Annotated in this window: 17 protein-coding genes and 2 pseudogenes; all 19 read left to right on the forward strand. The window is 37.3% G+C overall.

Annotation, left to right across the window (positions count from 1 at the left end; genetic code table 11):
- The first annotated feature begins 163 nt into the window (after positions 1-163).
- The 19 genes and pseudogenes from dfr to ACDX78_RS08390 all read left to right on the forward strand — a co-directional run bounded on the left by dfr (position 164) and on the right by ACDX78_RS08390 (position 17,542).
- Positions 164-649: a DfrD/DfrG/DfrK family trimethoprim-resistant dihydrofolate reductase gene (dfr, locus tag ACDX78_RS08300; protein WP_486026917.1), complete on the forward strand. Its 486-nt coding sequence runs from the start codon at positions 164-166 to the stop codon at positions 647-649.
- A 37-nt stretch (positions 650-686) separates the two neighbouring features.
- Positions 687-1,223, forward strand: coding sequence for a nucleoside/nucleotide kinase family protein (locus tag ACDX78_RS08305; protein WP_486027134.1), 537 nt, complete (start codon positions 687-689; stop codon positions 1,221-1,223).
- 120 nt (positions 1,224-1,343) lie between these two features.
- Positions 1,344-1,610 carry a hypothetical protein gene (locus tag ACDX78_RS08310; RefSeq protein ID WP_486026919.1) on the forward strand — a complete coding sequence of 89 codons (267 nt, stop codon included), beginning with the start codon at positions 1,344-1,346 and terminating at the stop codon, positions 1,608-1,610.
- A 67-nt stretch (positions 1,611-1,677) separates the two neighbouring features.
- Positions 1,678-1,803: a hypothetical protein gene (locus tag ACDX78_RS08315; protein WP_486026921.1), complete on the forward strand. Its 126-nt coding sequence runs from the start codon at positions 1,678-1,680 to the stop codon at positions 1,801-1,803.
- A gap of 71 nt (positions 1,804-1,874) precedes the next feature.
- Positions 1,875-2,297: an NUDIX hydrolase gene (locus ACDX78_RS08320; protein WP_486026923.1), complete on the forward strand. Its 423-nt coding sequence runs from the start codon at positions 1,875-1,877 to the stop codon at positions 2,295-2,297.
- 12 nt (positions 2,298-2,309) lie between these two features.
- Positions 2,310-2,573, forward strand: a complete 264-nt coding sequence (locus tag ACDX78_RS08325) for a GrpB family protein (protein WP_486026924.1) — start codon at positions 2,310-2,312, stop codon at positions 2,571-2,573.
- Between the two features lie 502 nt (positions 2,574-3,075).
- A complete protein-coding gene (locus tag ACDX78_RS08330) occupies positions 3,076-5,325 on the forward strand; it encodes an ATP-binding cassette domain-containing protein (protein ID WP_486027136.1) in 2,250 nt (749 codons plus the stop codon).
- A 2-nt stretch (positions 5,326-5,327) separates the two neighbouring features.
- Entirely contained in the window at positions 5,328-6,254 is a 927-nt protein-coding gene (locus tag ACDX78_RS08335) for a helix-turn-helix transcriptional regulator (protein ID WP_486026926.1), read from the forward strand.
- Between the two features lie 106 nt (positions 6,255-6,360).
- Entirely contained in the window at positions 6,361-7,278 is a 918-nt protein-coding gene (locus ACDX78_RS08340; protein ID WP_486026928.1) for an aminoglycoside phosphotransferase family protein, read from the forward strand.
- Positions 7,279-7,347: 69 nt separating this feature from the next.
- A complete protein-coding gene (locus ACDX78_RS08345) occupies positions 7,348-7,881 on the forward strand; it encodes a GNAT family N-acetyltransferase (RefSeq protein ID WP_486026929.1) in 534 nt (177 codons plus the stop codon).
- 15 nt (positions 7,882-7,896) lie between these two features.
- Entirely contained in the window at positions 7,897-8,319 is a 423-nt protein-coding gene (fosM, locus tag ACDX78_RS08350; protein WP_486026931.1) for a FosM family fosfomycin resistance protein, read from the forward strand.
- Positions 8,320-8,414: 95 nt separating this feature from the next.
- A pseudogene (locus ACDX78_RS08355) lies at positions 8,415-8,705 on the forward strand (DUF2087 domain-containing protein).
- 89 nt (positions 8,706-8,794) lie between these two features.
- A complete protein-coding gene (locus ACDX78_RS08360; protein WP_486026933.1) occupies positions 8,795-9,655 on the forward strand; it encodes an AraC family transcriptional regulator in 861 nt (286 codons plus the stop codon).
- A gap of 61 nt (positions 9,656-9,716) precedes the next feature.
- A complete protein-coding gene (locus ACDX78_RS08365; RefSeq protein ID WP_486026935.1) occupies positions 9,717-10,169 on the forward strand; it encodes a GNAT family N-acetyltransferase in 453 nt (150 codons plus the stop codon).
- A gap of 27 nt (positions 10,170-10,196) precedes the next feature.
- Positions 10,197-10,607 (forward strand): NUDIX hydrolase, encoded by a 411-nt coding sequence (locus ACDX78_RS08370; RefSeq protein WP_486026937.1) that lies wholly within the window; start codon positions 10,197-10,199, stop codon positions 10,605-10,607.
- 53 nt (positions 10,608-10,660) lie between these two features.
- Complete coding sequence (locus ACDX78_RS08375; RefSeq protein ID WP_486027138.1) at positions 10,661-11,359, forward strand: GNAT family N-acetyltransferase; 699 nt, start codon at positions 10,661-10,663, stop codon at positions 11,357-11,359.
- Positions 11,360-11,426: 67 nt separating this feature from the next.
- Positions 11,427-12,021: pseudogene (locus ACDX78_RS08380) on the forward strand (FMN-binding negative transcriptional regulator).
- Positions 12,022-12,606: 585 nt separating this feature from the next.
- Complete coding sequence (locus tag ACDX78_RS08385; protein ID WP_486026939.1) at positions 12,607-12,894, forward strand: nucleotidyltransferase domain-containing protein; 288 nt, start codon at positions 12,607-12,609, stop codon at positions 12,892-12,894.
- Positions 12,895-13,222: 328 nt separating this feature from the next.
- A complete protein-coding gene (locus tag ACDX78_RS08390; protein WP_486026941.1) occupies positions 13,223-17,542 on the forward strand; it encodes a S8 family serine peptidase in 4,320 nt (1,439 codons plus the stop codon).
- Positions 17,543-17,788: the final 246 nt, after the last annotated feature.

Consider the following 17,788-nt stretch of genomic DNA (forward strand, 5'->3'; position numbering starts at 1 on the left):
GTTAGAATGGTTTTGAGTCATCGTGAATTACCTCCGTATGGTTTGTGTTTTTGTCAACCTTAATTATACGTGGTTTCACGATGGCTTTCTATTTATTTAGCTGTTGCATTTCATTTTACAATGAACCAATACAAAATTTTGAAAAAGAAAGGCCGTGTTGCATATGAAAGTATCTTTAATCGTTGCCAAGGATGAAAATAGTGTAATTGGCAAGAACAATGATATCCCTTGGCGTATTCCAAACGATTGGGATTATGTTAAAAATACAACAAAAGGTCATCCAATCATATTGGGTAGAAAAAATCTCGAATCCATAGGAAGGGCATTGCCTCATAGAAGGAATATCGTTCTAACTAGAGATAGGAGCTTTAGCTTTAAAGATTGTGAGATTGCCAACTCCATCGAAGAAGTATTTAAGCTGTGCAAAAATGAAGAGGAAATATTCATTTTCGGGGGCGAACAGGTCTATAAATTGTTCATGCCCTATGTAGAGAAAATGCATATTACGAAAATTCATCATGAATTTGAGGGAGATACGTATTTTCCTGAAGTAAATGACGATGATTGGAAAGAAGTATCAGTTGAAAAAGGAATGAAGAATGAGGAAAACCCTTATGATTATTATTTCCATGTTTATGAAAGGAAATAAATTAATGACAGAAGAAGTCCCAGGGGGCAGAGTTACGATGGAAAAGAAAAAAGCACTTGTCATTGCCATAGCCGGAGTTTCAGGTGCAGGGAAAACAACAATCACAAAACAGTTAAATAACAGATTACATAATTCTAAAGCATTATTTTTTGATGACTACGATTTTGAGGGGCCCGACATCGTTGATTGGGTTGACAAGGGAGCAAATTATGACCTTTGGAACTTAACTCCATTAATTCGGGACCTGGAAAAATTGAATCATGAACCATTGGATTATAATGTCATTGATTTTCCGTTTGCTTATAAGCATTCTAGAACAAGTAAATTCATTGATTTTGCCGTCTTTATTGATACGCCATTGGATATTGCCATGGTGCACCGAATGATGAGAGATTTTAAGCATAGCTCCAGTAAAGATATCCTTGCAGATATGGAAAATTACATCTCACAAGGAAGGCGCGGATATCTTGAGATGCTTAAAACGATTAAGCCAAATTCGGACTTGATTGTCGACGGAACTTTATCAGTCTCTGAGGTTACTGATAGGATTTATGAAAGGATATTAAGGCCGTGAAAAAAGGAGCAAAGTTTTAATTTAGATGCAAAGGTGGTGTTTTTTCTGATAGGAAACATAGGAGGAATACTTGGGATAATAATTTCAATTCTCATTTTCACCTTATTAATAATTGGGCTGTTGATTAGTAGAAAACATGCATTTAAAGCAGGCGTTTATTTTTTTGCTTTACTGATCATTCATAAACTCTATTCCTATGCAGCGCCGCGCTTCATAGAAAGTTATGTAGACAGGGTGGTATCCGAAAATATAGAATTATGGTTTGACATGACTATTGCACAACTGGTTGCCTGGTTTTCATTGGTCCCAAAAACGATTGAACTGGCTGCATTTATCTTTTTAGTTACTGGTTTATATCAGCTTAAATTTTATCGTAAACCTTCATAGTAAAAATTAATGAGTTCATTATCTGCAGAGAAGGAAAATTAAGATATGTTGTAAAGGCGGTAGAATGGTGAAAAGATTAGTGGTTATAACAGTTGGCAAAATACATAGCAGGAAAACAACATTTGTCCAAGCTTTAGAAAAAGAACTGGACAACGCACGCTTAAAAAGAATGAGGATGCCGATTGAGTATTGAGAGAATTGTTCGGATTGCTGAATCTATATAAGTTTTTATAATACAGTTCACATAAAGGGGTGTTGATGTCTATGAAACAGTGGTCTGGTTCTGCGGGAGTATGTGTGAATGAAAATGCTGAATTACTAATGATTCTACAGGGAAAACCCGAAGAGAAGAAAAAATGGTCTATTCCTTCTGGTGGAAGAGAAAAGGGAGAAACGTTTGAGGAATGCTGTATTAGAGAGGTAGAGGAAGAAACAGGATACATAGTTAAAGTTGTTGAAAAGATCAAATTGAAAAGAGCGCGTTATGACTATTGGAATACAGTAGCTGAAGTGCATTATTTCCTTGTGCAAATCGTTGGTGGGAATAGAAATTTTCAAGACCCGGATCAACTTATATATGATATTGCCTGGAAAACCATAAACGAAATAAAAACTATAGATTTATCTTTTCCAGAAGATAGGGAACTTCTTATTGATTACATAACGAAAAACTTTGCAAAAACGTAGATGGAGAAAAAAGTGAATTTTAATAGCACCAGCTTATTCAAAGCCGATGCGGAGCAGGCTTTTTTATCCCAAATGGAACTAATTAAAGAATACATTCCGGAGGCTGATATTCAACACGTCGGCAGTACAGCCATTCCAAACAGCTTAACAAAAGGAGATTTGGATATACAGGTTCGGGTTACTGCTGAACAATTTCCAGAAGCGGTTAAGGCACTTTCATTATTATATGAAATCAACGAAGGCAGTATCAAAACAGAGGCGTTCCCGGGCACTTAAAGATGACTCTATGAGTCCTCTTTTGGGGGTGCAACTGACTGTAATGAATTCTGAATTTGATTTCTTTTGGTAGTTCCGTGATGTTCTATTGCAGAATGATCAATACAGGCTGGAGTATGATGAGTTAAAAAGGACATGGCAAGGAAAAGGAATGGAATATTATAGGGAAGCCAAAGATGCTTTTATTTATAAAATTATGCACAGTCCTCAATTCCAAAAGCTTGATCATACAAGGGGTGGTAAGAATGGAGTATAAAATATGGGATAATCTTCTTTAAAAACTTGATATTTTAAAGAAGTAAAAGATATCAAAAAATGCTTGTAACATGAAAAGAAGTCAAATATTAATATTCTCTATACTTCCAGCGATCAGCCTCCTTCTACAGTATTGAACCATGGTATACATCCTAAGAAATCTATTTTTCATCCCAGACATAATGTTGTCAGGGTACTTCTGTATAATGACTTATATAATGTTATCTTTACAGGAGTGGTTAATATGATTGAAAATCAATTTATTAAACTTGTTGGCTTAAAGGAAAATAACTTAAAAAATGTTTCGCTAACTATTCCAAAAAGGAAGATCACTGTATTTACGGGCGTTTCTGGTTCTGGAAAATCATCAGTCATTTTCGACACAATAAGTAAGGAAGCCCAACGCCAGTTGAATCAGACTTTTACGACGTATATTCAAAATCGGTTACCATCATACAGTCAACCAGACGCATTATCCATCGAGAATCTTTCCCCCGCCGTGATGATTGATCAACGACGATTAGGAGGAAATATACGTTCAACACTTGGTACAGTCACAGATATTTACGCCTTATTGCGATTATTATTTTCCCGTATTGGAAAGCCCTTTATTGGCGAATCTGATGTTTTTTCCTTCAACAATCCGAAAGGGATGTGTTCAAAGTGTCAGGGAATTGGTCGAAAGGTTGAGCCTGATATAGAGAAACTAATCGATAAAACAAAATCATTAAATGAAGGAGCAATTTTGTTTTCCACATTCTCCGCGGGGACTTGGTATTGGCAGAAACATTTAATCTCAGGCATATTCAATACGGATAAAAAGTTAATGGATTACACGGATGCAGAGTGGCAAACGTTGCTGCATGGAAAAGACAAGAAAATCGTATTACCCTTAAAAAACGAACCCGTCAAGTATTTTGAAGGCGTTGCAGACAGGTTTAGACGCATGTACTTGAAAAAAGAGATCAATCAATTATCGAATAATGTGAAGAATTTTATCACTATAACACATTGCACAGCTTGTAATGGAACTCGGTTAAGCCAAGAGGTATTAAATTGCAAAATAGATGGTGATAACATTGCTCAGTTCGCTGCTATGGAAGCAGGAGAATTGATAAAGGTAATTGAAACAATACATGCTCCAATCGCAAAACCGATCATTTCCAACATTTTAAATCGATTACATCATCTCGTGGATATGGGGCTTTATTATCTTACGCTGAACCGAGAAACATCAACCTTGTCTGGAGGAGAATCACAGCGTGTGAAAATGATAAGGCATCTTAATAGTAGTTTAACGGATATGATGTATATTTTTGATGAACCGAGTATTGGACTGCATCCCCATGATGTACACAGCCTTAATCGGATGCTCCAAAAACTTCGGGACAAAGGAAACACTGTTATAGTAGTTGAGCATGACAAGGATGTTATTAAAATTGGTGATCATATAGTCGATATTGGACCAGGTGCAGGTACAAATGGCGGAGAAATTGTCTATGAAGGTAATCTTCGGGGGTTATACGACGCTGATACTCTAACTGGAAAATATATGAGGGCGAAACAATCATTAAAAAAAGAACTTCGTAAATATAACGGATATCTTTCCATTGTCGATGCCTCAAAACACAACCTGAAAAATGTTACAGTTCATATTCCTTGTGGTGTTCACACTGTAATTACTGGTGTAGCCGGTTCGGGGAAAAGTACAATGATTTTTGAGGCGTTTTTAGAACAGCATCCAGAAGCCATTGTTATCGACCAAAAGTCAGTGAGTACCTCGATTCGGTCAACGCCAGCGACATATACAGGCATTATGGATGCAATCCGAGATTCCTTTGCCTCTGCCAATAATGTAAGTAAATCACTTTTTAGTTTTAACTCAAAAGGTGCTTGCCCGGAATGCCAGGGGAACGGATTTATTAATACAGATCTTGCATTTCTTGAGCGTATTAGAACGACTTGTGAAACATGTAATGGGAAGCGGTTCAAAGATGAAGTGCTACAGTATAAGCTAGATGGGAAATCTATTTCAGATGTATTAGACTTGTCAGTACTAGAGGCACTTCAATTTTTTCAGGGGAAAGAAGGGCTTTCCATTTTAAAAGCTTTATCAGAAGTAGGATTAGACTATATGACATTAGGTCAGCCGTTGAATACATTATCGGGTGGAGAATGTCAAAGAATTAAATTAGCTGGCGAGCTGTACCGTTCTGGTAATATCTACGTTCTGGACGAGCCGACAACTGGACTTCACATGGCTGATGTTAAACATTTATTATCCATTCTAAATCGTTTAGTTGATAACGGCAGCACCGTTATTGTAATTGAACACAATCTGGATATAATGAAACAAGCAGACTGGATTATTGATCTTGGACCTGATGGAGGAAATAAAGGAGGAGAAATCATGTTCACTGGTACACCACATGATTTAGTGACAAGGAGTAACTCACTAACTGCACAATATCTAAGAAATGATATACAGGGGGACTAACCTTGAAAATCGAACGCTTATTAGGAATTATTGTGTTACTGATTCACAGAAAAAGAATAAAGGCTGTTGAATTATCGAGATACTTTGAAGTATCGGAGAGGACGATATATAGAGATATCGATTCTCTGCATCGTGCAGGAATTCCCATAATATCACTTCCTGGACAAGAAGGCGGTTATGAATTAATGGATGGGTTCAAATTGGAAAAAAAGTATCTTACTTTAGATGAACTGCTCTCTATACAGTGGGCATTGAAAAGCATTGAAAAGGCTACTGGGTTCGAAAGTATCAATGATTTGATTTCGAAAATTAATCAGTTGATTGACTCAGTACCAACGCAAGATAAAAACATCCAATTACAAATTTCACATTCGAATAATAGTTCGCAGCATATTCAAATAATATACAAATCTATTCAGAATTGCAGTATAATTAAGATTCACTATGTAGATCATATAGGAAATGAAACAGAGCGGGACATTGAACCCATGGGAATTTTTTTGAAAGATTACCACTGGTACACTTGGGCATATTGTTTACTGCGAAATGAACTCAGAGTATTTAAATTAACCCGGATAACTGAAACTTATAACACAAATCGCGATTTTACCAGACGTCCATATACGATGGAAGATATTTACGAAAAAGAAGATGAAAATTTGGGAAGCAGCATAAGGCCATTCACGGTTTGCCTCCAATTTAGCCAAGAGATGCGGGCGCAGGTATTAGATAACTTCCAGGAAGATGAAATAGTGAATAATCCAGGCGGAACAATTATTGTAAATAAAAATTATTACAGTATTGATAAAGCTATTACGCAAATTATTCGTTTTGGAAATAAAGTTCGTATTATTTACCCTAAAGAACTTATTTTAGCGTTTATTAAGCGTTTAGATGACACGAAAAAAATATATAAAGATTACAGCTGATGAATGAATAAGTAAAGTTTTATATTTTAAAACTAGTGAAATTGTTCGTGTACTTTATTAGTTTTAAACCATATATTCTTCAAGCATATTGGATAGGTAAAAGGCGGTGAAAGCAATCAAAACGTTAATAAATCAAATTCCTGAATTAAACAATTGTAAAGACATTATTCGAATTAGAAAAGGATTTTCATCTGATGAAAAATATTTGATACATATGAATGATAAGAGGTTGCTTCTTCGAATGTTTAAGCCGGATGATTTAAAACAAAAAAAACAGGAATATTGCATTCAGGAAAAGATGAGAGATTTACACATCAATTGTTCACGCCCTGTTTCTGTAGGTGAAGTGGGAGATTGTGGCTATATGCTCACAACATACATTGATGGTATAGATGCTGAGGAAGAAATTAATAAATACACAGAAAAAAATCAATTTGATATTGGTTTTACTGCCGGGAAAGAACTGAAAAAAATGCACCAACTCGCTGCACCAAATCATGTAACCTCATGGTATTCTCGGAAAGTGAAAAAGCATAAAAATTATATAGATGCATACTTGGAAAGTGGAGTGAAAGTTAAAAACGACCAAAAAATAATGGAGTATATTGAGAAAAATATTCATCTCATGAAACAACGCCCCAATCTGTTTCAACATGATGACTTTCATCTTGGAAACATCATAGTGAAGGATAAGAAATTTGCCGGTGTTATTGACTTTAACAGATACGACTGGGGAGATCCTTATCATGAATTTCTTAAAATTGGCATCTTTAGCCGGGAAATTAGTATTCCTTTTTCCATAGGGCAAATCAGAGGATATTTCAATCATGAGGAACCGAATAAATATTTTTGGCGGCTGTATTCCCTTTACCTGGCAATGTGTGTTTTCTCAACCGTGGTATGGAGTTTGAAATTTGATCCGGATAATATAAATGACATGCTGGATAGAATGTATTTGTTTTTGGATGATCATGATTACTTTAGTCAAGTACAGCCTAGATGGTATGAAACTATGAAATTTTAATCTTTTTAAAAAAAAATCTTACCCAACCGTTCTTAAAGCAGATCAATCAACACCCAGGGGGAATAGTTAGTGAGAGCAAACCTGAAATTCATTCCATTCTATAAAAACGACCCTGATTTGAATGAAATAGGAGAGCTATACTGTAAAATATTTTTAGATAATTTTTCGCTTAAAGATAAAGAAAACGCCTTAAAAAATCTGAACAATCACGCAGGTTATGAAGGTTTTAAAGGCCTAAAAGCAATAGATAGTGACGGGAATATAACAGGTTTTACCTATGGTTATACAAGTATGCCTGAACAGTTTTACCATCAAAAAATTGCAAACCAGTTATCCGCAGACGAAATCAATACTTGGCTGGACAACTGCTTTGAATTTGTAGAACTAGCTGTAGATCCTGATAATAGACGTCTTGGTATTGCAAGCAAGCTGCATGGTTTGCTCCTTGAAAACCTTTACCATAAGACTTCTGTGTTAACAACAGTTGTGGAAAATGACCCTGCAATAAACTTATACAGGACAAAGGGCTGGCAGGTGATTAATAGTAAAGCACCAGTGATCTCCGAAGACAATTTACAAGTGATCATGGGAAAAAGACTATAGTTATGAGGTGAAAGGATGACCATAAAAGGATTGAATCATTTATTATTTTCTGTTTCAGATTTAGAGAACTCCATAGCATTCTATCAAAACGTATTCGATTCAAAGCTGCTGGTGAAAGGCAAAAGCACTGCTTATTTTGACTTAAATGGAATGTGGCTTGCCCTCAATGAGGAAAGAGAAATTCCCCGCAATGAAATAGCACAGTCCTACACACATATCGCTTTTTCCATAGACAAAGCGGATTTTGACAATATGTTCAGAAAGTTGAAGGAGTTAAATGTAAACATACTGTCCGGGCGGAAAAGAGATGAGAGAGACAAAAAATCCATTTACTTTACAGATCCTGACGGTCATAAGTTTGAATTTCATACAGGCACTTTGCAAGATAGACTGGATTATTACAAAGAGGAAAAAGGACATATGGAGTTTTTTAATTAGTTAGTGTACTAAGTTTTGTCTCGGCGTTTGATTGACTGCTTCGAGAAAGTACGCCGTATTGACAGAACACTAAAAAGAACAGGTGGGAGAAAATGATGGATAAACGCTATGCGATCACAGAAGAAAGGGAGAAGGTCTTATTAACCTATTTTAAACAAGGTATTGATGGTAAATTAGATACTATTCCAAGTAAGGAAAAACGAAAATGGATTGCTCTGGAAAATATTATCAAACATTTTGAATCGACTAGAATATACACCGAATAAGAAATTAATGATATATTAAAGGAAATATACAGTGATTTTGCTGCAATTAGAAGATATTTGATAGATTTTGGTTTTATGGAAAGAAGCAAGGATTGTACTGAATACTGGGTGAAAAATTAAGAATATCAGACCCTGTCATCAAAGAGCATTCAAGAACAGGAACAACCGTCACAGTGCTGCTAAACTGAATTTAGAAGGGAGAGAGATACATGGATGGCTTTCAGAAAATGGTGGATAGCATTGAACATATCGAAAATAATTTGGACAGTGATCTTCCCATCGAAGATATTGCTGCAATAGCTTGTATGTCCAAATTTCATTTCCAGCGAATGTTTAGCATGCTAACCGGATATACCGTCAGTGAATATATCCGAAATCGCCGTATCACTGTAGCTGCTCAGGAAATCGTTCATTCCAAAAAGAAAGTGATTGATGTTGCTTTAACATATGGTTATGAAACACCTGAATCTTTCACGAAAGCATTTCGACGTATTCATGGTGTCAGTCCAAGTGAGGCGAGAAAGCATAGTAAGTCACTAAAGGCCTATCCAAAACTCTCCTTTCAAATTCAAATAAAGGGTGATGTGGAGATGGATTACAAAATTGTGGAAAAGGATGCTTTTTCAGTTGTTGGAAAAAGTATTCGAACGACGACAAACGGTGGAGAAAACCACCAGAAGATTGCTGAGTTTTGGGTGGAGTCCAATCAAAATGGTTTTGTGAAGAAGCTTGCTGAACATGCAGGAACGCTTGGATTGCTCGGTATTTGCAGTGATTTTGATAGTACCCAGGAAAATGTAACCTACTTGATTGGAGCGGAAAATAACATCGTGAATCTGCCGACTGATTGGGAAGAACATCAAATCCCAGGTGCAGCTTGGGCAGTTTTTCCGGTACATGGAGCTATGCCTGATGCCATGCCGAAAGTATGGAAAAGAATCTTCACCGAATGGTTTCCGGCAACAGGTTATGAGCATGCTGCCGGACCTGAGATGGAGGTTTATCCTTCAGATGACGACCCTTCAGCTGAGGATTATTACAGTGAGATATGGATTCCGATTAAAAAATAATGAATGAAAGCACATGGGCATTTTTGTCCCTGTGCTTACTTTTTGCAAAAGGAGATGCAAAATGGAAATTCGTAAACTAAAAAAACACGAACAGGCGCCAATGAATTTGTTGTTGTTGGCTGATCCATCCCGAAAAATAGTGGAGGAATATTTAAAAAGGGGAGAATGCTACGTTGCTGAAACCAGCGAAGAAGTTGTCGGCGTTTATGTACTGCTCCCCACCAGACCTGAAACTATCGAATTAATAAATGTTGCTGTAGCAGAAGAACAACATGGAAGAGGTATAGGTAAACAATTAGTAATGGATGCTATTAAAAAAGTAAAAGATAAAGGCTATAAAACAATGGAAATCGGTACTGGCAACTCTAGCATTGGTCAGCTTGCTTTATACCAAAAATGTGGATTTAGAATAAGCGGCATTGATAAAGATTTTTTCACCAGATATTATTCAGAAGAAATATTTGAAAACGGCATCCAGTGTAAAGATATGATTCGGTTGTCGCAGGATTTATAGTACAATGAAAAAAAAGATTGATTGGGAATGAAGAAAGTATATGCCTACATAACAAGGATCATACATTGTCAGGTGCAGGTATTGATTTTGAAACATCCAATACCTGAGGCAGGTATCCAAATACCTAAAGGGACGGTTGAAGAAAAGGAAAACACTTATCAAGCAGTGATTAGAGAAGTGGAAGAGGAAACAGGATTAATGGAATTCGATGTCGTTAGATTAATAGCTGAAGATGTTTGGAAAAACGATGACGGTGAAATACATCATAGATTTTTTTATGAGATTAGTGTGAAAAATCCTCCCGATGAGTGGGCTTATCAGCCAACAGGGGGAGGGGCTGAAGTGGGGTTGACCTTCCGTTTTTTCTGGATGTCTTCCAGGAATGAAGTTGAACTGGTTCGAGGGCATGGGGATTATTTAGACCATATTTTCGCTTGAAATAGTTTTATGTAAATTATTTAGTTTGAAAGGAATGAGTATGGTTGGAAAAAGTGAAGATTCATCCGCTTATACTCCTTGCTCTATGCATCAATTCAATCGCCATGGCTATGTATGCCTATCGTAATTTTGCAAATCAGGAAACGGGCAATGGCGTTATATTTTCAGTTTTGTTTCTCTTCCTGGTCGGGCTGGTCATCTGGGGCATCATCAGAAATAGGGAGATAAAAAAGAAAGCAGGATTTAATGGGAGTGATACTATGGTCAGAATAAGAGATGTACAACCTAAAGATTTAGATCAGATTTTGAAAATCGAACAAGACAGTTTTATCGAAGCAGAAGCTGCCACAAAAGAGGTTTTTATTAATAGAATGAACCTTATACCGGACACCTTCCTGGTGGCAGAAATAGAAGGAGACATTGTAGGATTTATCAATGGTCCGGTAATTCAGCAGCCATATATCACCGATGATCTCTTTAAACGAATAACCAAAAACCTCGATAAAGGCGGAGTGCAGAGCATTTTGGGTGTTGTTATTTCAAAAAATGAGAGAAACAGGGGTATAGCAACCATGCTTATTGAAAAACTGACAGAACTCGCAAAAGAAAAAAGAAGGGATGCTATCACTTTAACCTGCAGAGAGGAATTAGTCCCGTTTTATGAAAAGCATGGCTTTGTAAATCATGGAAGATCGGAGTCCGAGCACGCTGGTGTACAGTGGTATAATATGTTTAAAAACCTGCTGGAATAAGAGATTACAGTGCAATATTACAAAACCCCAAATAAAGTTGTTGCCCAGCCTGGAAAGGATCTGCACAATATACATACCCAAACATTACAAAGAAACAGATATGAAGAAAATCAAAGAATTCATTAAGCGGAATGGTTTTGGCACTGTTGTAATTACGGAAGAAGGTAAACCGATTGCAACGCATATACCTTTGATGTTGCGTAAAATGGATGATGATATTTATTTAACCGGACATATCGCTAAAGTAAACCCGCAATGGAAAACGTTCGGGAACGAGAATAACGATGTACTAATAATGTTCCAGGGATCACACGCCTATGTACCCTCTTCCTGGTATAAAGAGGAGGATGTACCTACATGGAATTATCAATCAGTACATGTTTACGGAACAGCAAGATTATGAGTGAAGAAGAACTGAAGGAAGACATTATATTACTTTTGGAAAATTATGAAATCCGTCGTAAGCATGCAGCCTTGTGGAAAATCTTTCTCCCGAGACGTTAAAACAAATAAGAGGGATCGTTGGTTCTAATATTAAAATCAATGAATTGAGTCAAAACAGAACAGAAGAGGATTATCAAAATATCATTGATAAATTGTATGAGGAAAATGATTTAAATGCTCAGCAGGTAGCAGACGTAATGAAAGATAAATTGAAGTAGTATTTTTAAAGGTAAATATTGTAGAATTTAACACATTCGAAAATTAAAAATCTTAATATTTTATAATTAGTGTATGTAGCAATCATGCAAAAATATGGGTATAATAATAGACAGTTGAAGGTGGTGATTAGGTGGATAAGGAAGAACTTATCAATTATTGGATCAGTTCATCCGATAGCGACTTTAAAACAATGAAAAACTTATATCGGAGTAAGGATTACCACTGCAGTCTCTTCATTGGCCACTTAGTGTTAGAGAATTGTGAAAGCAGTTTATATTCATCAATCTGGTTCTAATAACCCACCAAGATCCCATGATTTATTATTGTTATCGGAGAAATCGGGCCTTGAAACAACTGAACAGCAAAAGATACCTTATATTTAATAACGACATTCAATATTAGTGCAAGATATCCTGATTATTAGGAAACTTGGCTTATCGCCAAGTCCTAATGGAGAAAGCCTTAGTTGAACTTATGCAGGTAGGAATGTTTTATGCTTTCTTACCTGTCAAAAAAAGTTTTTATAAAAAATGCACAGCTTCATATACAGCAGATAATATTGATAAGATAAGGGAATTGAGACTATGGCTACTGTCCATTCTCGAAAGTCAATAACCGACATAGCTGCAAAATATGCCAACCTTCTAAAAGAACATGTCAATCTCCACAGTCTTTATGTATACGGTTCTCATGTTATTGGTACTTATAGAGATGACAGTGATATTGACATTGCCGTTGTTGCTGAAGGGTTTACTGGTGACATGGTTGAAGTTACATTCAAGTTAATGAAGATTAGACGTGAGGTGAATAATCGAATAGAACCACATCCCTTTATGGTTGAAGAATTTGATGAAGCAAATGTAATGGCTTAAGAAGTCATGGCAACTGGTATTTGTATAGTGTGAGAAAAAATCCTGCAGCATCATGCAGGATTTTTTCAATAGTAATATTAAACCTTTCATCTCTCCTACATATTTCCTGGACACATTTCATACTTGAAGATCTGCACAAGATGCCGATAGTGCGAGAACCTTTCCTGTTGTTCATTAATACAGGGGCAATTCATCTAGGACTAATTAAATACAAAGCTATTTTTATTTGACGAAAAATCCATAATTATCCCTATTGTATTAATTATGTGAATTAAGTAAAATCGCCTTGTTAGCAGTATAAATCTATCAAAGGGGTGTGATCTTCAGTATGTTAAAACGAGGTATTTTCATACATATAGGGGCAATGGTATTACTGTTATTTGTTTTAGTGGGGGGCGGAATACTTGTAAGCGGTAATTTTCATGCGGAACCGGAATCTGCAGTTGTGGAATCCGAGAAGGAGCGTGTTGTCATAGAGTTGAGTGAGCCTGCCATTTTTGCCCAGTTAATAGAAGATGATGAGAAACAACTGAAAACGATGGACAAAGAAGTAATACAAAGTACAAAACAGACCTTGCAACATAAGCAGCAGGCCGTTTTAAACGACATAGAAGAAGCCAGTATACATATTGAAATCTCACATGAATATGCTTTTACCTTTAATGGTTTAGCTTCAGAAGTTAGTTCCGATGATATTACCAGATTGGAGAAAGTCCCTGGTGTGGAAGCAATACATAAAGATGAGACATTTTATATTAATCTAGAAGATAGCGTGCCACTAATAGGGGCTCCAGAGGTATGGGAGAAAGAGGATGAAGATGGCCAATCTTTGACAGGAGAAGGAATGACGGTTGCGATTATTGATTCGGGTATCGATTATAACCACCCGGATCTCGGTAATGGTTTTGGTTCTGACTATAAAGTAGTCGATGGCTACAATTTTATTAATGATAGTAATGATCCAATGGATGATAATGGACATGGTACACATGTTGCCGGAATTGTTGCAGGAAATGGGGAGATGACAGGTGTTGCTCCAGATGCCAATCTAACAGCATATAAGGTGATGAATAGTAGCGGAAGAGGGAACACGTCCGATATTATTGCAGCCATTGAGCGTGCTGCAGATCCAGAGAATCCGCACCGGGCTGATGTCATTAATATGAGCTTAGGGGGGCCTGGTGATGAAAACAGTCCACTATCTCAGGCTTCTAATCTAGCAGTACAATCAGGTGTTGTTGTGATAGTATCATCAGGAAATAGCGGTCCGGGTAAGCACACCGTTACTGCTCCAGGAAATGCAACAGATGTATTAACGGTTGGAGCGAGTATGAGTGGGGTAAATATCCCTGAGGCAAGAATAGTTAGTCCTGTTAATCATTTTATCCAATCTAATAGATTGAGTTTTTCTGCAAGTATTGATTCAGATCTGTCAGAGGTTGAAGTTGTTGATGTGGGCAGAGGCACACCAGAGGAGTTTGAAGGAAAAGATGTTACAGGAAAAATGGTACTTTCCTTGAATAGTCCAGGAAATTTTAATATCGCATCGCTTGCAGAAGAACATGGTGCATCGGGGATATTATTTTATTATGAATCAATAGGAGGAAATGGACCTGGCTTCCCGTTTGAGAATTCTAGTGAAAATGAGTATGAAAAGAATGGCCAGCATCAATTTTCAATTGGTCCAAAATTTGATGGAAGGTTAAATATTATTGCTCTTGAGATAGATCAGCAATCCGGAGAATTAATAAAAAGAAACCTTGCAGATGATCAAGTCGTAAATCTTGAATTAACAGAAACTGAAGGAACGGATTTAATGGCGGACTTCAGTTCGCGGGGACCGACCGAAAATTTCCATATGAAGCCGGAGATAGTAGCACCAGGTGTTGAAATTTTATCTACAATGCCGGAAGATTTATTTGAGGGCGGCTATTATCGTTATTCCGGGACAAGCATGGCAGCACCGCATGTTGCTGGGGCTGCCGCAATTTTGGCACAGCAACATTCTGAATGGAATGCAGGAGAGATACAGAGTGCACTTGTCTCATCGGCACATCAACTTCCTGATGCTGACCCTATTACACAGGGAGCGGGAAGATTAGATGTAAATCAGGCATCAGAGACAGAATTGTTTTCTATGCCTGATCAACTATCCTTTCAAACTGCTGATTTGCATCAAGAAGAAGTCAATGAACAGCAGCAATTTAAACTTGTGAATAAAGGAGACGAACAACGAACGTATCAATTATCCCATCAAATGTATAGTAAAGATGAATTGGAGGAGTACGGAGTTACAGTTAGTGTAGAACCGGAAACAGTAACCCTAGAACGGGGAGAAACCAGTGAAATTGAGGTCAGCATTTCGATGGACCAGCCACATGCTGACTTGGATGTTATGGGTTGGATTGAAGCAACACCTGTTGATGACAATGTTGATGAAACGATTCATATTCCTTTTTATCTTGGAGTTCAGTATATGCAAATTCATCTTACGCCTGAACCGGCATATGGTGCAACAGAAGCATTTATTTATAGTCCGCTTCATCTTGAGGAGGCTCCGGTGTTATCCATTACTGCTCCAAGTGGTAAGACAATGGAACTGGAAGCTGAGTTCAGCCATGATTATTGGTGGAGAATTCCAGTTGTACTGGATGAAATTGGTGCATATAAAATAGAGGCAGAAGGAGCAAGTACCTCAGGAAAAACATTAAGGGGCAATACAGTATTAGAATCCTTATCAGTGGAAGGAAGTTATGACCAGGTTAAATGGCAGGCAACAGGACCATATGGAGCAGGCAGTACACAATTATTAAATCCGTCTAAGGATCAATGGACAGTGTCAAGCCCTGTTTCACCAACTTTGTTTCAATCTGATGATGATATGCAGAGCTGGAAAGAGTTACGTAATCTTCCTGTCCCAACTGGTTGGCCTTCTGCTGCTGTGACGAATCCGTTAAATAGTAATCATATGTATGTTGCCATTAATGGAAGAAATGATCCTACCTATGAAGGTAAATTACTGGCTACGACTGATGATGGAAAATCTTGGTCAACACTGCCGTTCCCTGATATACAAATTGATGATTTGATCATTAGTCATGATGGAAGCTCATTAGTTGCTTTGACAAATCAGGAAATTCATATATCTGCTGATAACGGAAAAAGCTGGAAGAAGGTTCCTGGTGCTTGGAATCAGCTTTCAGATATGCATATGGATGGGGATGATTTGTTTTTCGTTCAATCAGATAGTGTTTATGTTGTACGCAATGCAGTCGCTGGTAATCTTGAAGCTGAATTGTTATTTTCTGCCAAAGACGGCTCTGGATCCGTAATTACTGGCGAGGATGGTAAACTGGTGTTTGTTACTAATTACCCGAATCATTTGTATGTATCAACTGATTATGGAGATACTTGGGAGCATGCTAATGAGTTAAGCTCAAGACCTTTTCAAGTAATCTATGAGAATAAGAAAATTACAGTTATTACACTCAATGATATGAAGGTGAGCTCTGATTTAGGTGAATCATGGGAGGAATGGGAGTTACCTCAAAAGGGTTCTATAGTTTACGATATTGTATTTTCAAATCACTCCTCTGGAGCAAAGAATGAAACGGCCTATTTAGCTTCTGAATTGGATGGCATCTATAAGACTGAAAATAGTGGAGATGACTATGAAAGAATGGGTATTCCCTCACTGAATGTATATGATCTGGCAGTAACAAACAGAAATGGTACAGACTATTTACTGGCAGGAACTCAATGGGAAATATATGAGTCTGAATTGTCACAAGAGGACAGTGTAAGGCAGCCAGAACTGGAATGGGGAAAATCCGGTTACGAGTCTACGATGGGGGCAACTGCACGACATGTTGCAGTTGACCCTGAAGATCATTCGATCGTATATAAGGTGATTGAAAGTGCGCAGAGCTACTTCTACATTTATAAAAGTGTGGACTATGGAGAGACTTGGACTAGAAAACTGCAGGCATCAGAGGTACCATATGATTTATATATTCATCCCGCAGATTCAAGCAAGCTATTTGTTCCTTATTGGTCTTTGACAGGCAGAGGAATTTATGTCAGCGAGGATGCTGGTGAAACATGGAGCACCATTTCTTTTGCGGATGTACCAATGGCAGTCGCAGGTGACCCAAATGATGCAAATAAATTCTGGGTTGGAACAGAGGGAGGATTGTTTTTAACCACAGACGGTGGAACTACTTTCACTAATTTGTCTGAAGAGCCAGTGCAATCGATTGCTGTTAACCCTGACAATCCGAATCACTTAGTTGTTGGCGGTGAAGCTTTGTTTGTAAGTGGTGATGGAGGTAAGACATTGGAACAGAGTGATTACTTAGACATAAGACTATCTGTAAGTGATCTGGTATTTCAATTGAATGATTCAAATATCGTGTATGCTGCAACAGATACATTCCAAGAAGCAGATTTAACCAAACGTGGTCGTGGTGTACTGCGCAGTACAGATGGCGGTAAATCATGGCATAGCTTCTCGAATGGTTTGAACAACCTGGATACAACATCACTCGAACTTTCACCAAACGAAAGAGAGTTATTCGTTGGTACGCGTGGAGGCAGTGTGTATCGCATTAGCTTAGAAAATGTAGATGATATAATTAGTAAGGAATGATTACCAGATAAAGAAAGCTGTTTTGGGAAATTTTATCTTACATTGAATTAGCTCATCAGAGTGATCAACACTAACAATTGGATTCGATATGTTAGTTCTCCACTTCATTTTTTGGCAGAAAATAAAGTGGGGAACTTTTTTCTTTTCTTGGTGCTTCCACACCTGAATAAAGATATTCGGTTGATCAATTATGTAAAAACATTTCAGAGGCTGAGACAAAAGAACTTTAACCAAAAGAAAACCCGA

The sequence above is a fragment of the Virgibacillus oceani genome (genome assembly GCF_041521345.1).
GTDB lineage: Bacteria > Bacillota > Bacilli > Bacillales > Amphibacillaceae > Virgibacillus_N > Virgibacillus_N oceani_A.